Raw genomic sequence first — 17,246 nt, forward strand, 5'->3', positions numbered from 1 at the left:
CGACTATGCTCGCGCCCACCCCAGCGGTGAGGAGCGTGCAATGGCGATCGCAGACGGCGGCACGGCAGTTCAGCGTCCCGGCGAAGCCGTGGCCGCGTCAGATGGCGGCGGCAACGGCGTTGGCCGAATCACGCTCGACGGCACCGGCGGCCAGGGCCGCGACGCCGACTACTCGATCACCCCGCTCGCCTGGCTCGCCGCCGGCAGCGGGCTGGTTGCACTGGCACTGCTGACGACCCAGTTCGCACTGCGTCTGCCTTCGGGCTATGGCATCGAAGACCTGCTGGGCTGGTCGCGTGTTGACAGCGTCTCGGCCGCCGTCAACCTGTGGTGCCAATTCGCACTGCGCTGGCGCAGCGCCGCCGCCTACGTGCTGGTCGACAGCGCTCTGTTCGTCCCGCTGTATGCGGTGCTGTTCCTGGCCACTGTGCGGTGCCTGCACCATGCGCTGCAAACCGGGCCGGGCCTGGTGGCGCAGATCACCTCGCGGCTGTTGCCTTGGCTGAGCGTGGCCAGCGTGGCAGCGCTGGTGCTGGTAGACCTGACCGAGAACTTCGCCGGCGCGCTGCGGTTGGGCGTCAGCCCCTGGGCCGCCGGCAGCAGCCTGGTGGTCGGCATCGCCTTGTTGTGGGTGTTGTGGCACTGGGCCAGCGCACCTGCGGTCCAACGCGATCGCATGTTGTGCCTGGGCTTGGGCAGCCTGCTGCTCGGCGTGGTCGTGGTTCTCGTCTTGATCGGCCTGGCCGATGCGCGCTCAGCCTGCAGCCTGGCCGCCAAGGCCGCCCTGCCCGCCCCCTGGACCTGGGCGCATCAGCTGAAGCCAGCCTTGATCGGCCTGGCCATGGTGCCAGTCGCCATCGGCTCGCTGGTCTGGTGGTTCGGGCTGGACCTGGACCTGGCGCAGGGCCTGCAACACGACGAAGCCTTTGCCCGCGCGGCCTGGCGCGCCGGCGTGGCGGGCATCATCGGGCGCAGCCGCTATGTGCTGGTGGTGCTGGTGCTGTTCGGCGCGTTCACGCTGGTGCTGGACCAATGCCGCGACGTGCTGCTCGGTCTGGCCTACCCCGATCCCGCCGCCAGCTCGGGCGCCCTGCTCTGGCGCCGCATCGTGCAGGTGCTGTGTGCGGTGTCGGTCGGCATGCTGGCCTACTCATGCTGGATGTGGACGCGGCTGGCCGGCATGGTGAAGCGCCCCGGCCTGGCGTTGGGCGGCGGGCCGCTGGTGCCGGGGCGTGTGGGCGCGTTCGCGCGCGGCTGGGCGCGGGCGGTCTCGCTGGTGCCGCTGGTGATGGTCGCCGGCCTGGTGGCTTACACGGTGGGCGACGCCATCACCGCCGGCCTGCGCGCGGCCAAGCCGGGCACCGTGGCCGGGCAGTTGAGCGGCACGCTGCTGGGCCTTCTGGGCTTTGGCGTCGTGGCGTTGGGCTTCGGGCTGTTCCTGCTGCAACTGCGTCGCCGCTTGTCGCTGGCCGAGCCGGCCGACTACTACAACAGCGAGCCTGACTTCTACAAACTGTTGTGGGGCAACTCCGAGGTGCTGAAACGGCGCGACGCGCTGCGCGATCTCGGCGGCCCGACCAACAACCCAACCCCCTGCGTCCAGCACACGCAGCGGATGCTGGGCTGGGTCAAGCCGCTCGGCCAGCTGTTGTCGCGCTGGCTCTGGCCGCTGGTGCACCCGGTCATCTGGCCGTTGATCGCGCTGCTTCTGATGGCCATGCTGCGCATCGTGATGGCCTGGCGGCCAGACGTGACAGCGCAGGCCCCGGCCACGATCGCGCTGCTGGCCTTGTCGCTGAACTGGTGGCTGGGCGTCGCCGGGTTGCTGACCTTGGCCGAGCAACGCCGCGCCGTCGCGTGGAGCTTGATGCTGCTGGTGTTGGTCGCGTTGTTCGCTGGTCTGGGCTGGGTCGACAACCACCGCCTGCCGCTGACGGCACCACGCTGGGCCGACCTGGCCACGCTGCGTTGGCACGGCATCAACGCGATGCTCGTTCTGGTGCTGATGGGTGCCGCGCAGTGGCTGCTGTTCTGCTACCGCCACGAAGGGCCGAACCGCCTCTTCCCGCGCTGGAGCACGCCGCGCTTCAACCTGGTCCGCGGGTTGGTCGCGTTGGCGCTGGCAGTGTTCGCCGCGTTGGCGCTGAAGTCGGTCGATCACAGCAGCGCACCGTTGATGGCGCGTGCCGACACCCGCACGCCCGGCCCGCGCCAGCCGCCCGGCCAGGTGCTGGGCAGTTGGGTGCTGCAGTTGCCGGAAAACCCGCCGCCCGAGCAGGCCGAGGTGCTGCTGATCGCGGCCGAGGGCGGTGGCATCCGCAGCGCCTATTGGACGGCACAGGTGCTGGCTCGGCTGCACGACGCAGACCCGACCATCGACAAGCGCATTGCTGCGTTGAGCGGTGTCTCCGGCGGCTCAGTCGGCATTGCGGTCTACCGCGCCTGCCTGGCCTACACGCGCGATGCCAGTTCACAAGGTGGCACCGCGCCGCCCCCGGCCGCGTCGGCGCCTTCTGCCGCTTCGGCCCCCCCGAGCGGCATCAGCGAGCCCATCGTGGCCAACAGCTACTCGGTCCGCGCCTGTGTCGAGACAGGCTTCCGCCAGCTCGACGGCCTGTCGCCACTGATCGGCGGGCTGATGTTCGAAGACGCCTTTGCCCGCATATTGCCGACGACGATGAAGCTCGGCCCGCTGGACCTGGCCTGCAGCCAGCCGGGCTGCGTGCACCTGAGCCGAGCCCAGCCTTTCGAGCGGGAATGGATCCGCCAGTTCGGCCACCTCGGCGATTCGCTCGGCGACCTGCCGAGCTCCGAAGGCAATCCGCCGAGCGTGCCGCCGATGCTGCTGAACAGCACCTGGGTCGAATCAGGCAACCGCGCGGTGCTGGGCACGTTGGACGGATTGGACATGCCGGCCAGCCATGACCTGGTGGCCGAGCTGGGCGCATGGCCGTCGTTGATCACCGCAGCCCATACGTCGGCCCGCTTCCCTTTCATCAACCCACTGGCCGCGCTGCCGCCCGAGCCGGGCCAGTCGCGCACCCGGGGTCACCTGGCCGATGGCGGCTACCACGACAACAGCGGCACCGCGAGCCTGGCCGACCTGTGGCGCAGCTTGCAGGGCTGGCTACCGCCGCCATGGAAGGCGCGGCTGATCCTGATCCGCAACGGCCAGCCGCGCATCGACTGCGAGCGAGCGCCGCGTGACGGCCCGCCGGTGCCCTGCCTCGACCCGCGCATCCACCCCAGCGACGCCGAGCTGAAGGCCGACCTGCTGCGGCCAGCCGATCGGCATCGGCTGGATCTGCTGGCCGATCTGTTCGGCCCTGCGGTGGCGTTGGTCAACGTGTCGGGCATCGGCGCACATGGCCGCGAGGCGCCGGCCGCCTTGGCGGCCGACCTGGCCAACCAGCCCGACGCCCCTTCGCCGCTGTTCTACGACCAGCTCGACAACGGCGACCTGGTGCCACTGGGCTGGTACCTGTCGCCGGCTGCACGCGAGTCGATCGAAGGCCAGGCCGCGCTGTACTTCAAGCCCGGCTCGCCGAAGCCCTGAGGTGCCCGGGGGCGCGCCGTATCATCCCAGCGCACCCCGCATGAACCTCAAGCAACTCGAATACTTCGTCAGCGTCGCCGAGCTGGGCAGCTTCAGCAAAGCCGCCCTGGCGCTGGACATTGCACAGCCGGCGCTGAGCCGCCAGGTGCGCGCACTGGAAGTCGAGTTGCGTGACACCTTGCTGCTGCGCAATGGCCGCGGTGTCACCTTGACCGAAGCCGGCCAGCGCCTGTTCGAGCACAGCGTCGCGATCCTCAACCATGTCTCGCAAGCCCGTGAAGACATGGGCGCACAACGCGACGAGCCTGTCGGCCGCATCACGATCGGCCTGCCGCCCAGCATCGGCCGGCAACTGACCTTGCCATTGATCGACGGCTTCCGGCGCCAGTTGCCGAAGGCCCGCCTCGCGATCGTCGAAGGCCTGTCGTCGCACATCGCCGAATGGCTGTCCACCGGGCGCGTCGACCTGGGGCTGGTCTACAACCCCGAGGCCGCCAGCAGCCTGACGATCGAGCCGCTGCTGCAAGAGCCGTTGTGCCTGGTCAGCGCTGCCAGCGCGAGCGATGGCAAGACGCGCGGCACGGTGGCGCTGAAGTCGCTGGCGCGTTTCCCGCTGGTGGTGCCGGAGCGCCAACATGTGATCCGCCGGCTCATCGAATCGCAGGCCACGCTGGCCGGCTTGACCTTGAACATCGCCTGGGAAGTCTCCAGCATCGCGGCCATCATCGACCTCGTCTGCGCCGGCTACGGCCATGCGGTGTTGAACGCCAGCGCGGTGGTTGCCTCGGGCCGCGCCGACGAGCTGCTGGCCCAGCCAATCGTCGAGCCCAGCCTGGCCAGCGTGCTGTGCCTGGCCACCTCGGCCCACAAACGCGCGACACCGCTGCAGCGCCACGCCGCGCAGCTGTTGACCGAGCTGGTGCGCAGCCTGCCGCAGGGCGTGGCGGCGCAGTCCAAGCCCGGCTAGCCCCACCAGCCACTAGCTGCTATGCGGGCCCAGCATGGGCTGCGCGGGTTTGATCCCATTGCCGTGTTCAGTCAGTACTTCGACAGTCGGCCGTAGCGCCATGCTCGCTGGAGGGCTGCGGCGCGCCCCGTTCAGAACACCAGGAGACTGCCATGAGTGCCAACACCCCGGCCCCGGCGAACCGCCGGAAGTTTCTGAAGAACGCTGCGACGGGGACCGTCGCCGCCGGTGCGCTGGCCGCGCCGATGATCTCGCGAGCGCAAACGGTGAGCCTGCGCTTCCAGTCCACCTGGCCCGCGAAAGACATCTTCCACGAGTACGCCAACGACTTCGCGAAGAAGGTCAACGACATGGCCGGCGGCCGGCTGAAGATCGAGGTGCTGCCCTCGGGCTCGGTGGTGCCGGCCTTCCAGCTGCTCGAAGCGGTCAACAAGGGCACGCTCGACGGCGGCCATGGCGTCGTCGCCTACCACTACGGCAAGAACTCCGCGCTCGCGCTGTGGGGCTCTGGCCCCGGCTTCGGCATGGACCCGAACATGCTGCTGGCCTGGCACTACCACGCGGGCGGCAAGGCGCTGCTCGAAGAGATCTACAAGTCCATCAACATGGACGTGGTCTCGTTCCTCTACGGCCCGATGCCCACGCAACCGCTGGGTTGGTTCAAGAAGCCGATCGCCAAGGTCGAGGATCTGAAAGGACTGAAGTACCGCACCGTCGGTCTCGCGGTCGACATCTTCACCGAGCTGGGCGCGGCGGTGAACCCGCTGCCCGGCAGCGAGATCGTGCCGGCGCTGGACCGCGGCCTGATCGACGCGGCCGAGTTCAACAACGCGTCGAGCGACCGCTTGCTGGGCTTTCCCGACGTGGTGAAGAACTGCATGCTGCAAAGCTTCCACCAGAGCACCGAGCAGTTCGAGATCCTGTTCAACAAGGGCAAGTACGACGCGCTGCCGCAAGAGCTGAAGTCCATCATCGACTACGCCGTGCAAGCGGCCAGCGCCGACATGAGCTGGAAGGCCGTCGACAGGAACTCGAAGGACTACGACGAGATGAAAAAGCAGGGCATCAAGTTCTACAAGACGCCCGATGCCATCTTGCGCGCCCAGCTCGAGGCCTGGGACAAGACGATGGCCAAGAAGTCGGCCGAGAACCCGCTGTTCGCCAAGGTGCTCGCCGCGCAGAAGGCCTTCGCCCAGCGCGCTGGYCAGTGGCAGGGCGATTACCTGGTCGACTTCAGGATGGCGTGGAACCACTACTTTGGCCGGTAGACCTAGACCGCCACTCCGTTCGTGCTGAGCTTGTCGAAGCACTGCATGTAGTGCCCAGCGCGAACGGGTGATCCATGAACCCAGACACCATCCTGCATGCCGCCGAACGTCTGTCCACCTGGGTGGGCAAGGCGTTTGCGTGGCTGATCGTCCTGCTGATGACGGTCGTCTGCATCGAGGTGTTCAAGCGCTACGCACTGAACGCACCGACGGCCTGGATCTACGACGTCAACAACATGATGTACGGCACGCTGTTCATGATGTGCGGTGCCTACACGCTGTCGAAGGACGGCCATGTGCGCGGCGACTTCCTCTACGGCAGCATGAAGCCGCGCACCCAGGCCTCGCTGGACCTCGTGCTGTACATCGTTTTCTTCCTGCCCGGCGTCGGCGCGCTGACGCTGGCCGGCTGGGACTACTTCCACGACTCGTTGGCGATGCGCGAGCAGACCTTCAATGCCACGCCGCTGCCGGTCTACCCCTTCAAGTTCATCATCCCACTGGCGGGCACGATCGTGCTGCTGCAAGGGCTGGCCGAGATCCTGCGCTGCGTAGTCTGCCTGCGCAGCGGTGCCTGGCCGCCGAGGCTGAAAGATGCCGAGGAGATGGACGTGGTCGAGCAACAGCTCGCCAACAGCACCCACATCGACGCCGCGGTGAAGAGCGAAGTGATCGAGAAAGCCCACGAGATCGATGAGGCCGCGCGGCAACGCAACGCGGGAGGTGGCGCTTGAGGCGGCGGCGGGCCGAGCGCAGGGCCGCTCCCAAGCCGGCCATCCCCTTGGGGGCTGAGCCCGGACGTGCTGGGTCCAGTGGACCGATCACGCCTGGCGAAGGGCCCGGCCGCCTGGCCGGGCGCGGTCTGCAAGACCGGCCGATGTATTCATCGGACGAGGGGTCGACATGACTCAGGAAATGCTGGGCCTGACGATGCTGGGCCTGATCGTCGTCGTGATCATGCTCGGCTTCCCGACCGCGTTCACGCTGATGGGCCTGGGCATGTTCTTCGGCTTCATCGCGTTCTACGAGCCCGCGCAGCCCTGGTTCGACAACCACGTGTTCGATCTGTTCGTGCAGCGCGCCTACGGTGCGATGACGAACGAGACGCTGCTGTCGATCCCGCTGTTCGTGCTGATGGGCTACGTGATGGAGCGTGGCGCGCTGGTCGACAAGATGTTCTACAGCGTGCAGTTGGCGTTCCGCCGCGTGCCGGGCTCGCTGGCAGTGGCCACGCTGATCATCTGCACCTTCTGGGGCATTGCCAGCGGCCTGGTCGGTGCGGTTGTCGTGCTGATGGGCGTGATCGCGATGCGGCCGATGCTCAACGCCGGCTACGACGTTCGCCTCGCCTCGGGCGTGATCACCGCCGGCGGCACGCTGGGCATCCTGATCCCGCCCTCGGTGATGATCATCGTCTACGCAGCGGTGGCCGGGCAGTCGGTCGTCAAGCTGTATGCCGCGGCGATGTTCCCGGGCTTCTTCCTGGCCTTTCTGTACCTGGTCTACGTGGTCGGCTGGGCCATGATCCAGCCCAGCGTCGCCCCCAAGCTGCCGCCCGACAAGCAACGCGCCGAGATCACGCCCTGGGTGGCGCACCTGTCGGCGCAGTATTCGCCGCGTCTGCTGCCGGCACTGCTGATGGCTTGGCTCTCGCCGGCGCGGGCGCAGCAGGCGCGCATCGACGGCGTCGAGCCCGGCCGCTGGCTGCTCACGCGCAACCTGGCGAGTGCCATGTCGCCACTGTTGCTGGCGCTGGTCACGCTCGGCGCAGTCTGGTGGTACGTGACGATCTATTCGCAGCGCGACGAGAACGCCGCGTCGGCCACGCCAGCGGTTCAGCAAACCAACGACAGCCGCCCTGCCGCAGGCGGGCTGGCCGAGCCGCCAGGCGCTGAATCGGCGCGCCCCTCAGGCACCGGCCTGGCCGAGCCACCGGGCGCCGATGAACCTCGCCCCAGCGGCGGCCTGGCCGAGYCGCCCGGCGCCGCMGAAGAGCCCCGCGCGAAAGCCGAGACCGGCCTGCGAGCGCTGGGTGAGCCAGTGGCAGCGGTGGCGGTCGAGCCGGTGCCCGATGCGTTCTACCTCGGCTTCGGCCTGACCTGCGCGGCCACGCTGCTGTTGCTGGCCAGGTACTACTGGCGCATGGACGCCGAGCAGTTCGAGATCCTGCGCATGCTGGTCAGCTCGGTGATGCCGTTAGGCATCCTGACGCTGGTGGTGCTGGGGGTGATCCTGTTCGGCATCACCACCGCCACCGAGTCGGCGGCCGTCGGTGCGGCAGGCGCCTTCCTCATGGCCTGGCAGGCCGGCACCTTGAACTTCCAGCGCATCAAGGAGGCCGTGTTCCTGACCGCCAAGACCACCGCCATGGTCTGCTGGCTGTTCGTCGGCTCGGCGCTGTTCTCTGCTGTGTTCGCGCTGCTCGGCGGGCAGCGCATCGTCGAGCACTGGGTACTGGGCATGAACCTGTCGGGGCTGCAGTTCCTGCTGCTCACGCAGGCCATCATCTTCATCCTCGGCTGGCCGCTGGAATGGACCGAGATCATCGTGATCTTCGTGCCGATCTTCCTGCCGCTGCTGCAGCATTTCCAGATCGACCCGCTGCTGTTCGGCACCCTGGTCTTCGTCAACCTGCAGGCGGCGTTCMTTTCGCCGCCGGTTGCGATGTCGGCCTTCTACCTGAAGGGCGTGTCGCCTTCGCACGTGACACTGAACCAGATCTTCGCCGGCATGATGCCGTACATGCTGATCGTTATTCTGTGCATGGTGTTCATGTACCTGTGGCCCGGCTTGACGCTGTGGCTGCCGCACTGGTTGTATCAATGAGCTCCATGCTCCCCGGGGGCGCAATGCCGCTCAGTTAACGCTGAGCAGCATATTTCATGCCGCACGCCCTCGGGGTTCAGGCTGCGTAGGGTCATGTTGCTGGCACAGCACTTCGGTCTTCATCTCAGCGTAGGCCAACTCGATCTCCCAGCGCCCGTGGTACAGCGCAAGCATCTCGCCGGCTGGCAAGCTCTTGGGATCGTCCAGTGAGACGAGCGCGTTGCCCGCCCCCAGTGTCTGCACGACCCTGCCTTGAGTCCCGCTCTTACTGCCGATACCACAGCGGTCACAGCGAAGCGGCTCAGTAAAGCCCTCGTCCGCAAGCACCAGCGACTGCTCGGACAGTTGTGGCCACAGTTGCTGGGCCAAGGTGTATTCGCTGGTGTCACAGGCGTCCAGGCTGGCATCGATCGGCAAGGTGGCACGCGCATCGAGCAAACAGGCCATGCGCAACTGTGGGAAGGTGCTCTGATGGGTCGGCGCGGTTGCGCTGTTCGCCGCAGCGGGCTTGGTTGTCTGGCGTGTCGGCGACACAACGGACCACACCGTCCGGCGCATACACCGCCAACCCTTGCCAGCGTTGACGCCCCGCCTCGTGGTGGCGGAACGCCACCCTGGTGTGCCCAATGCGCAGCCGTGTGCTGAAACAGCCAGCGCAGGGGCTCATAGCCCAGACGCCACCACGCTTGGCTCACAGCGCTGGAGCTGATGCCACGCGCTGCGGCACGCCTACCCGAAGCCGCGGGAAGCGCCAGATCCAAAGTCTCGGCCGTGTTGAGGAAGGATCGATCGCGAGCAAGGCGATGCCCAATACCAGCCAGACAGCTTGCTCCAAGTACAGGCGTCGTCGGCGCAAGGTGGCCGTGCCAGTGGCCGCAAGTGCATGCTCGATCCAGTCCTGAGGAATCCTGCGCTGAACGACGCCCCATTGCTCGGATGTCGCAAATCGATGGGTTTGGTCCAGGCACTCGTCGTGCAGCAGCATCGCCTCGACAACGGCGCGTGCACAGCCTGCACGTCTTTCAGTTCTTGATGCTCCTRACTCTACGCGGCATTGCTCCCTCGGGAGCCGTTTCTCATGGTGCGGGCCAAAAGCTCAAGCGCCGTCCAGCAGTGCTTTGGCGTCCTGCGCGAGCGCGTCGGGACCCGCGCCGTAGCGCTCGGCCAGTCGCACGCGGCCCTGTGGGTCGAAAACGAACGAATTGGCGGTGTGGTCCATCGTGTAGCTGCCGTCAGTCGTGCCCGGCACCTTGGCAAAGAACACCTTGAACTCGCGGGCCACCGCCTTGGTCTCATCGACGCTGCCGCGCAGCGCGACAAAATCCTTGCCGAAGGCTTCGACATAGGCCTTCAGCACCGGCGCGGTGTCGCGCTCAGGGTCGATGCTGACGAACACGCCGATCAGCTTGTCGCCATCGGCGCCCAGTTGCTTCTTCACGGTGGCGATCTCGGCCAGCGTCGTCGGGCAGACATCGGGGCATTGGGTGTAGCCGAAAAAGACCACGGCAACCTTGCCCTTGAAATCGGTCAGCGTTCGCGCCTTGCCGTCGGCGTCGGTCAGGTTCAATTGGCGCGCGTAGTCGGCGCCGGTGATGTCGATGCCCTGGAAGGCCACCGGCTTCTTGGCACAGCCAGCCAGACCAGTCACCAGAGCCACGGCAGCCAGTTGCAGCGCCGTGCGTCGCGTCAGTTTCAGTTGCATGGGGACTTTCTTCAGGTGGAAGCCGCGGCCAGCCACGGGCTCAGGTAGTGGTCGACCAGCAGCGCTGCGAACAGCAGCGACAGGTGCAGGATCGAGAAGCGGAAAGTGCGGCGGGCCAGCGTGTCCGAGTAGTCGCGCCAGAGCTTGAATCCATACACCATGAAGCCAATGCCCAGCGCCACCGCGGCGGCCAGGTAGATCCAGCCGCTCATGCCGTAGACGAAAGGCAGCAGCGTGCCGGCGAACAGCACGATGGTGTAGAGGAACACATGCAGCCGCGTGAAGGCTGCCCCGTGGGTGACCGGCAGCATCGGCAAGCCGGCACGGGCGTAGTCCTCGGCGCGGTACAAAGCCAGCGCCCAGAAGTGCGGTGGCGTCCACAGGAAGATGATCAGGCACAGCAGCCAAGCCTCGGGCCCTGCTTCGCCGCGCATCGCTGCCCAACCCAACACCGGTGGCATCGCGCCCGAGGCGCCGCCGATGACGATGTTCTGCGGCGTCATCGGCTTCAGGATGACGGTGTAGATGATCGCGTAGCCAACAAAGGTGGCCAGCGTCAGGCCCATCGTCAGCGGGTTGACCCAGAACCACAGGATCGCGCAGCCGACGGCGCACAGCAGCCCCGAGAACGCCAGCGTGTGGCGATCCGCCAGCTCACCCTTGGCGGTGGGGCGCCAGGCGGTGCGCTTCATGCGTCGATCGATCTCGCCTTCGACCAGGCAATTGAACGCCGCTGCCGCGCCAGCCACCAGCCAGATGCCGGCGGTGGCGGCAATCAGCACGCGCCAGTCTGGCCATCCGGGCACAGCCAGCAGCATGCCGATCACGGCGCAGAAGACGATCAGTTGCACCACGCGCGGCTTGGTCAGCGCGTAGTACTGCGCCCAGACGGACGGCGGAGTTGGGGGCAAGGTGGTCGAAGACACGGTCGTGTTCATTGTGGCGCGGGGTGGCGCGTGGCCGTGACGGCCTGGATCGGAAGCGAAGCGGAGGTGGCGCGCACCTGCAGCGACACCAGCAGCAGTACCAGCGCCGCGGCGCCGCCGGTGTGCATCAAGGCCGCCGCCAGCGGCCACTGCAGAACGACATTGGCGGCGCCGGTGCCGGCCTGCAGCAGCGTCAGCAGCAGCAGCGTCTGCGCCGCACGCCGCGCCGCGCCGCCGGGCTGACGCCACAGCAAGGTCGCTAACGCGAGCAGTGCCGTCACCAACACCAGTGCGAACACGCGATGGGCCCAGTGGATTGCAACCAGCGCTTCAGCAGGCAGGAAACCGCCCTCACCCGCCCGGCCCAGGTGGCGCAGGATCGTGAAGCCTTGTTCGACGTCCATGGCCTCGGGCCACCACTGGCCGTTGCATTGCGGAAAACCTTGGCAGGCGAGCACGGCGTAGTTGGTGCTGACCCAGGCGCCGAGCAGCACCTGTGTGACCAACAGCAGCAGGGCGCCGGCCAACAGGGCGCGCGCAGCACCGCTCAGCGCCAATGCACGAGCTTGGTAGCGCTGCGCCTGGACCATCAACAGCGCCAGCAGCACGAGGCCGCCGAACAGATGCAAGGTGACGATCGCCGGGTACAGCTTCAAGGTCACCGTGTACTTGCCGAACAGGCCCTGCACGATGACCCAGGCGAAGGTGGCCCACGGCCAGGCGACCGAGAACGGCAACTCGCGCCGCGCCCGAACGCTGATGACCAGCACCGCCACGATCAGCGCGCCGACAGTCATCGCCAGGTAGCGGTGAACCATCTCGATCCAGGCCTTGTGCTGCGTGACCGGGCCGGTCGGCTGCTGGGCCTCGGCATGGGCGATTTGCGCCCCCGCGGCGAGCGGGCTCGCTTCGCCATAGCAGCCGGGCCAGTCCGGGCAGCCCAGGCCCGAATCGGTGAGCCGCGTGAAGGCGCCGAAGACGACGAGGTCGAAGGTCAGGAACAGCGTCAGCACCGTCAGTGCGGCACGCCGCGCCGATGCGCCGGCCGCCCGCTGGCGCCAAGCCCACCAAGCCAGCGGCACCAGCGCCAACCCGGCGGCCAGCATCAGCAAGCGCAAGGCAGGCGAAAAATCCACCGCCGCGACGGCGCCGTTCATCTCAATGCTCCCGGCCCGGCCGGTCCCAGAAGGCCGAGGCGCGCAGCAGCCGATCCAGGTCCTTGAAGAAGCGCTTGGGCTCCAGTTCCACCGGCGCGCGCATCATCCATTCGCCCATCGGGTCGACCAGGTAGAGGTGGTCATCCAGCGCCTGGCCCGCCGCCGGCGTCAGCCAGTGCGCCAGCGCCTCGCGCGACACGCGCAAGACCCTCGTCGGTGCGTCACCCTCGGCCATCGCGCGGGCAATCGGCTCGCGCAGCGGCGTGTCGTCGGTCACCAGCCAGACACGGTCGACGCGGTCGCGCTCGCGGCCGGCCATCTCACGCAGTTGGCGCTGCTGGAACAGGTGGCTTTCGCAACGCGCATCGCACTGCCCGTCGCCGACGACCACCAGCAGCCATTGGCCAGCCAGATCCGCGCTCTTGACCGGGCGGCCCTGCAGATCATGCAGGCCGAGATCCGCGGGCATGGTCCGTGTCGGCTGGATCAGCTCGGCGTAGTTGGTGCGCGCACTCGGCCGCCAGACGTAGTAGGTGAAGTACGACAGCAGCACCGGCGCCGCGCAGGCCAGCAGCACCAGCAGCGCGGTCGAGCGTCCGCGTGGGCGTACCGGCGGCGCGTCGTCGGGCAGCCGCGGCGACGGGCCGCTGTGCACGGTCAAAGCCATCGGGTCAGTCGGAACCGCCGGCGCGCTGCCGCCGCCGTGGTCGGATGAGTTGGAACCAGACATACAGTCCTGCGGTGAGAGCGCAGAGGGCAAACCACTGCGCGGCGTAGCCGTAATGCTTGTGCACGTCGACGGCGGGCATCGGCCAATCGCGCAGCAAGCCGTCCTTGGCGTCGCCCGTTTGGTCCAGCTCGGCGATGGCGAACGGCCTCAGGGCTCGTTGCACCCGGGCCGCCTCGTCGGCGAAGTCGAGATTTTGCCGGATCGGGCCCGAGGCTTCGGCGCCGAGGGCTGTCAGGCGCGAAGGCCAGGCGACGATGCGGCCCTGGATCTGCACTTCGCCTTCGGTCGTGCGGTACGGGGCGATGCGCGTGCGATCCACCATGTCGCGCGGCAGCCAGCCGCGCTGCACCAGCACCGCATCGCCAGCCGGCAGCTTCAGCGGCGTCAGAACGAAGAAGCCTGGCCGGCCGCGCATCTGCCGGTTCTCCAGGTAGACGGTGTGCTCCGGCAGCCACTGGCCCCGCAGCGTGATGCGGCGGTAACGCTGGCGTTCGGCCGCCGCTTCGTCGGCCGGCAACTCAACGGCAGCCAAAGCCGGCGCGTCGGCCTGCGCCTCGATCGCCGCTTGCAGTGCCAGCTTCTGCGCCGCCCGGTCGAGTTGCCACCAACCCAGGCGTGCCGTCAGTGCCATCAAGGCCACGGCAGCCAGCAAAACCAACCAGCGCGGACGAGCTTGGGGCGCAGCGGGCTCAGCGGTGGTGACGGGAGGCGGGCTCATCGGCGGGTGAAATAATCAGGCCATGAAAGTGTTCATCGTGCTGGCCCTGCTGGCGATTCTTGCGGCGCTGGCCGGCGCGGGCCTGTTCATGCTGCGACGCGGCCAGGCACCCCATGGTTCCGACGGCGCACCGGCCGGGCCAGACAAGCGCATGGCCTGGGCGCTGGCGCTGCGGGTGGGCCTGTCGGTTACGCTGTTCCTGATCATCCTGCTGGCCTACCAGCTGGGCTGGATCCGCCCCGGCGGCCTGCCAGTGCAGCCCTGAGCCGGACGACCCTCACCACTTCCCACCAAAAGACAAAGCGCCGCTGCGAGCGGCGCTTTGTTTTGTGGAAAAGGCCGGCGGCGCAACCACCGGCCCATCTCCAGGCTCAGAGCCAGTACACGACGATGTACAGGCCGAGCCAGACCACGTCCACGAAGTGCCAGTACCAGGCCGCGCCTTCGAAGCCGAAGTGCTTGTTCGGCGTGAAGTGGCCCTTGCCCAGGCGCAGCGTGATGAACAGCAGCATCAGCATGCCGACGAACACGTGGAAACCGTGGAAGCCGGTCAGCATGAAGAAGGTCGAGCCGTAGATGCCGGACGTGAGCTTCAGGTTCAGCTCGTGGTAGGCGTGCATGTACTCGTAAGCCTGGAAGCCCAGGAAGGTCACGCCCAGCAGCACGGTGATCCACATCCAGAAGATGGCCTTCGAGCGGTGCGCGGCGATCAACGCATGGTGCGCGATCGTCAGCGTGACGCCCGAGGTCAACAGGATCGCCGTGTTCAGCGTCGGGATCGGCCACGGGCCCATTGTCGTGAACGGTGCGATGGTGCCGGCCGGCGAAGCGGTGTTACCCGGTGCGGTGCTGGGCCAGATGGCCTTGAAGTCAGGCCACAGCAGCGAGTTTTCGAGGCTGCCCAGCGACGGCACCGAGTGGATGCGGGCCCAGTACAGCGCGCCGAAGAAGGCCGCGAAGAACATCACCTCGGAAAAGATGAACCAGCTCATGCTCCAGCGGAACGACACGTCGATCCGATCGGAGTACTGGCCACCTTCGCTTTCGCTGATCGCATCGCCGAACCAGAAGTACAGCGTGCCCAGCCAGATCGTCAGGCCAGCCAGCAGCGAGTAGGCACCCCAGCCGTGGCCGTTGACCCATTGGCCGGCGCCCAGGATCACGAAGAACAGGCCGAGGGCGGCCGTCGCCGGGTGACGCGACGGACTCGGCACGAAGTAATAGGGCGTCGCCCCGTGGTTGCTCGCTGCGGACATGTGTTGCTCCTCGAACCGATAGAACCGTGTTGTTTGTTGCCTGATCAGCCTGCGACGCCGCTGCCGATGATCCATTTCACCAGCACGACCAGCGTCAGCACGAACAGCACCGCGCCAATGACGCCGGCAATGATGACGTGCACCGGATTGAGCTGGCTGACATCTTCTTCGTAACCCTTGCCCTTGCGGATGCCCAGGAAGGACCAGGCGACCGCCCGCATCGTGCCCAGGAAAGAGCCTTTGCGGGCCACCGCGCCACGCAGGCCGCCATCGCCGGGCGTGTCCGGGCTCATGACTTCACCTCAACCTGGACGCCGGTCGCAGCGGGAGCGACCGCAGCCGCCTTGGGTGCTGCAGGGATCTTGCCGCCCACTTCGAAAAACGTGTACGACAAGGTGATGGTGGTCACGTCCTTGGGCAGCTGCGGGTCGACGTAGAACACGACCGGCCACTGCTTGGCCTCGCCAGGCTGCAGTGTGTACTCGTTGAAGCAGAAGCATTCGAGCTTGTTGAAATGCGCCGCCGCCTGGTGCGGGGCATAGCTCGGGATGGCCTGCGCCACCATCGCACGCGTCTGCTTGTTGCGGAACTCGTACATCACCGTCGCCAACTCACCCGGATGGACCTGCACCGACGCCATCGCCGGTTTGAAGTCCCAGGGGCCATGGGCATTGGCGTCGAACTCGATCGTGATGTTGCGCGAGGTGTCGACCTGGGTGTTGGCGGGCCGCTCGCGCTTGCCACCGTTCTCACCGAGGCTCAGCACATTGATACCCAGCGCTTCGCAGATGTGCTTGTACAGCGGCACCAGCGCATAGCCGAAAGCGAACATCGCCGCCGTGACGACGAGCAGCTTGGCCACCATCTGACGATGGTCACGCCGCATGCTCGACAGCGCGGAAAACCAGGACCACTTCATGACCGAGAACCTGTGCGCAGCGGGTTCAAGGGCCGAGATACTTGATCTTGGCGAAGAAACCGAGCGCGAGCACCACGGCAACCGACGCCAGGATCCAGCCCAGGCGGCGGTTCGCGCGTTGTTGTTCCGGGGTCAGCGCCATGGTCAAGCGATGCCGGTCAGCCGATCACCTTGGTCGCCGTGGCGTCCAGCTTGGGCGGGTTTTCGAAGGTGTGGAACGGGGCCGGCGACGGCACTTCCCATTCCAGGCCTTCAGCACCTTCCCACGGCTTCTGCGGTGCTTTTTCGCCCTTGCCGCGCATCATCGGCACGACGACGAAGAGGAAGAAGTACACCTGCATCAGACCGAACCCGAAGGCGCCGATCGACGCCAGCATGTTGAAGTCGGCGAACTGCATCGGGTAGTCGGCATAACGACGCGGCATGCCGGCCAGACCCAGGAAGTGCATCGGGAAGAAGGTCACGTTGAAGAAGATCAACGAACCCCAGAAATGGATCTTGCCGCGCGTTTCCGAGTACATCACGCCGGTCCACTTCGGGCCCCAGTAGTAGACGCCGGCAAACAGCGCGTACAGCGAGCCTGCCACCAGCACGTAGTGGAAGTGGGCGACGACGTAGTAGGTGTCCTGCAGTTGCTGGTCGACCGGGGCCATCGACAGGATCAGGCCGGTGAAGCCGCCCATCGAGAACACGAACAGGAAGCCGACCGCGAACAGCATCGGGGTCTCGAAGGTCATCGAGCCCTTCCACATCGTGGCCACCCAGTTGAAGATCTTCACGCCCGTGGGCACTGCGATCAGCATCGTCGCGTACATGAAGAACAACTGGCCCGTCACCGGCATGCCGGTGGTGTACATGTGGTGGGCCCAGACGATGAACGACAGGATCGCGATCGACGACGTCGCGTAGACCATCGAGGTGTAGCCGAACAGCTTCTTGCGGGCAAAGGCCGGGATGATCGCGCTCACGATGCCGAACGCCGGCAGGATCATGATGTAGACCTCGGGGTGGCCGAAGAACCAGAAGATGTGCTGGTACATCACCGGGTCACCGCCGCCGGCGGGGTTGAAGAAGCTTGTTCCGAAGTGGCGATCGGTCAGCGTCATCGTGATCGCACCTGCCAGCACCGGCATCACCGCGATCAGCAGGTAGGCGGTGATCAGCCAGGTCCAGCAGAACAGCGGCATCTTCATCAGCGTCATGCCGGGCGCACGCATGTTC

Annotated in this window: 18 protein-coding genes; 6 read left to right on the forward strand and 12 right to left on the reverse strand. The window is 66.9% G+C overall.

The annotated features are described in order from the left end of the window. The first annotated feature begins 40 nt into the window (after positions 1–40). The 5 genes from AC1DYI_RS02765 to AC1DYI_RS02785 all read left to right on the forward strand — a co-directional run bounded on the left by AC1DYI_RS02765 (position 41) and on the right by AC1DYI_RS02785 (position 8,617). Positions 41–3,556, forward strand: a complete 3,516-nt coding sequence (locus AC1DYI_RS02765) for a hypothetical protein (RefSeq protein ID WP_477202534.1) — start codon at positions 41–43, stop codon at positions 3,554–3,556. A gap of 40 nt (positions 3,557–3,596) precedes the next feature. Next, complete coding sequence (locus AC1DYI_RS02770) at positions 3,597–4,523, forward strand: LysR family transcriptional regulator (protein ID WP_477202535.1); 927 nt, start codon at positions 3,597–3,599, stop codon at positions 4,521–4,523. A gap of 152 nt (positions 4,524–4,675) precedes the next feature. Then, entirely contained in the window at positions 4,676–5,791 is a 1,116-nt protein-coding gene (locus AC1DYI_RS02775; RefSeq protein WP_477202536.1) for a TRAP transporter substrate-binding protein, read from the forward strand. Positions 5,792–5,865: 74 nt separating this feature from the next. Then, positions 5,866–6,525, forward strand: coding sequence for a TRAP transporter small permease subunit (locus tag AC1DYI_RS02780; protein WP_477202537.1), 660 nt, complete (start codon positions 5,866–5,868; stop codon positions 6,523–6,525). Positions 6,526–6,694: 169 nt separating this feature from the next. Next, the gene (locus AC1DYI_RS02785) at positions 6,695–8,617 is read left to right on the forward strand and encodes a TRAP transporter large permease (RefSeq protein WP_477202538.1); all 1,923 of its coding nucleotides are present in this window, start codon (positions 6,695–6,697) and stop codon (positions 8,615–8,617) included. A gap of 54 nt (positions 8,618–8,671) precedes the next feature. Here AC1DYI_RS02785 and AC1DYI_RS02790 read toward each other — a convergent pair whose 3' ends face one another. From AC1DYI_RS02790 to AC1DYI_RS02820, 7 genes are all read right to left on the reverse strand, one after another. Further along, entirely contained in the window at positions 8,672–9,064 is a 393-nt protein-coding gene (locus tag AC1DYI_RS02790) for a transposase (RefSeq protein ID WP_477202539.1), read from the reverse strand. Between the two features lie 244 nt (positions 9,065–9,308). Beyond that, on the reverse strand, positions 9,309–9,602 hold the full coding sequence (locus AC1DYI_RS02795) for a transposase domain-containing protein (protein WP_477202540.1): 294 nt from the start codon (positions 9,600–9,602) through the stop codon (positions 9,309–9,311). A gap of 111 nt (positions 9,603–9,713) precedes the next feature. Further along, positions 9,714–10,319: an SCO family protein gene (locus AC1DYI_RS02800; RefSeq protein ID WP_477202541.1), complete on the reverse strand. Its 606-nt coding sequence runs from the start codon at positions 10,317–10,319 to the stop codon at positions 9,714–9,716. A gap of 11 nt (positions 10,320–10,330) precedes the next feature. Continuing rightward, positions 10,331–11,257, reverse strand: coding sequence for a heme o synthase (cyoE, locus tag AC1DYI_RS02805; RefSeq protein ID WP_477202542.1), 927 nt, complete (start codon positions 11,255–11,257; stop codon positions 10,331–10,333). Next, positions 11,254–12,402 carry a COX15/CtaA family protein gene (locus AC1DYI_RS02810; protein ID WP_477202543.1) on the reverse strand — a complete coding sequence of 383 codons (1,149 nt, stop codon included), beginning with the start codon at positions 12,400–12,402 and terminating at the stop codon, positions 11,254–11,256. The genes cyoE and AC1DYI_RS02810 overlap by 4 nt, the downstream gene beginning before the upstream one ends. 1 nt (position 12,403) lies before the next feature. Further along, the gene (locus AC1DYI_RS02815) at positions 12,404–13,069 is read right to left on the reverse strand and encodes an SCO family protein (protein WP_477202544.1); all 666 of its coding nucleotides are present in this window, start codon (positions 13,067–13,069) and stop codon (positions 12,404–12,406) included. A gap of 4 nt (positions 13,070–13,073) precedes the next feature. After that, positions 13,074–13,850: an SURF1 family protein gene (locus tag AC1DYI_RS02820; RefSeq protein WP_477202545.1), complete on the reverse strand. Its 777-nt coding sequence runs from the start codon at positions 13,848–13,850 to the stop codon at positions 13,074–13,076. 22 nt (positions 13,851–13,872) lie between these two features. On the opposite strand from AC1DYI_RS02820, the gene AC1DYI_RS02825 reads away from it, so the two are divergent. Next, entirely contained in the window at positions 13,873–14,115 is a 243-nt protein-coding gene (locus tag AC1DYI_RS02825; protein WP_477202546.1) for a DUF2909 domain-containing protein, read from the forward strand. 106 nt (positions 14,116–14,221) lie between these two features. Here AC1DYI_RS02825 and AC1DYI_RS02830 read toward each other — a convergent pair whose 3' ends face one another. The 5 genes from AC1DYI_RS02830 to AC1DYI_RS02850 all read right to left on the reverse strand — a co-directional run. Continuing rightward, entirely contained in the window at positions 14,222–15,106 is an 885-nt protein-coding gene (locus AC1DYI_RS02830) for a cytochrome c oxidase subunit 3 (RefSeq protein WP_477202547.1), read from the reverse strand. A gap of 44 nt (positions 15,107–15,150) precedes the next feature. Next, positions 15,151–15,399: a DUF2970 domain-containing protein gene (locus AC1DYI_RS02835; RefSeq protein WP_477202548.1), complete on the reverse strand. Its 249-nt coding sequence runs from the start codon at positions 15,397–15,399 to the stop codon at positions 15,151–15,153. Further along, positions 15,396–16,025: a cytochrome c oxidase assembly protein gene (locus AC1DYI_RS02840; RefSeq protein WP_477202549.1), complete on the reverse strand. Its 630-nt coding sequence runs from the start codon at positions 16,023–16,025 to the stop codon at positions 15,396–15,398. The genes AC1DYI_RS02835 and AC1DYI_RS02840 overlap by 4 nt, the downstream gene beginning before the upstream one ends. A gap of 25 nt (positions 16,026–16,050) precedes the next feature. After that, a complete protein-coding gene (locus tag AC1DYI_RS02845; protein ID WP_477202550.1) occupies positions 16,051–16,167 on the reverse strand; it encodes a cytochrome oxidase small assembly protein in 117 nt (38 codons plus the stop codon). Between the two features lie 16 nt (positions 16,168–16,183). Then, positions 16,184–17,246: cbb3-type cytochrome c oxidase subunit I (locus AC1DYI_RS02850; RefSeq protein WP_477202551.1), on the reverse strand; the 1,063-nt coding region annotated here is incomplete at its 5' end.

This window comes from Ideonella sp. P3_A4, assembly GCF_056403075.1.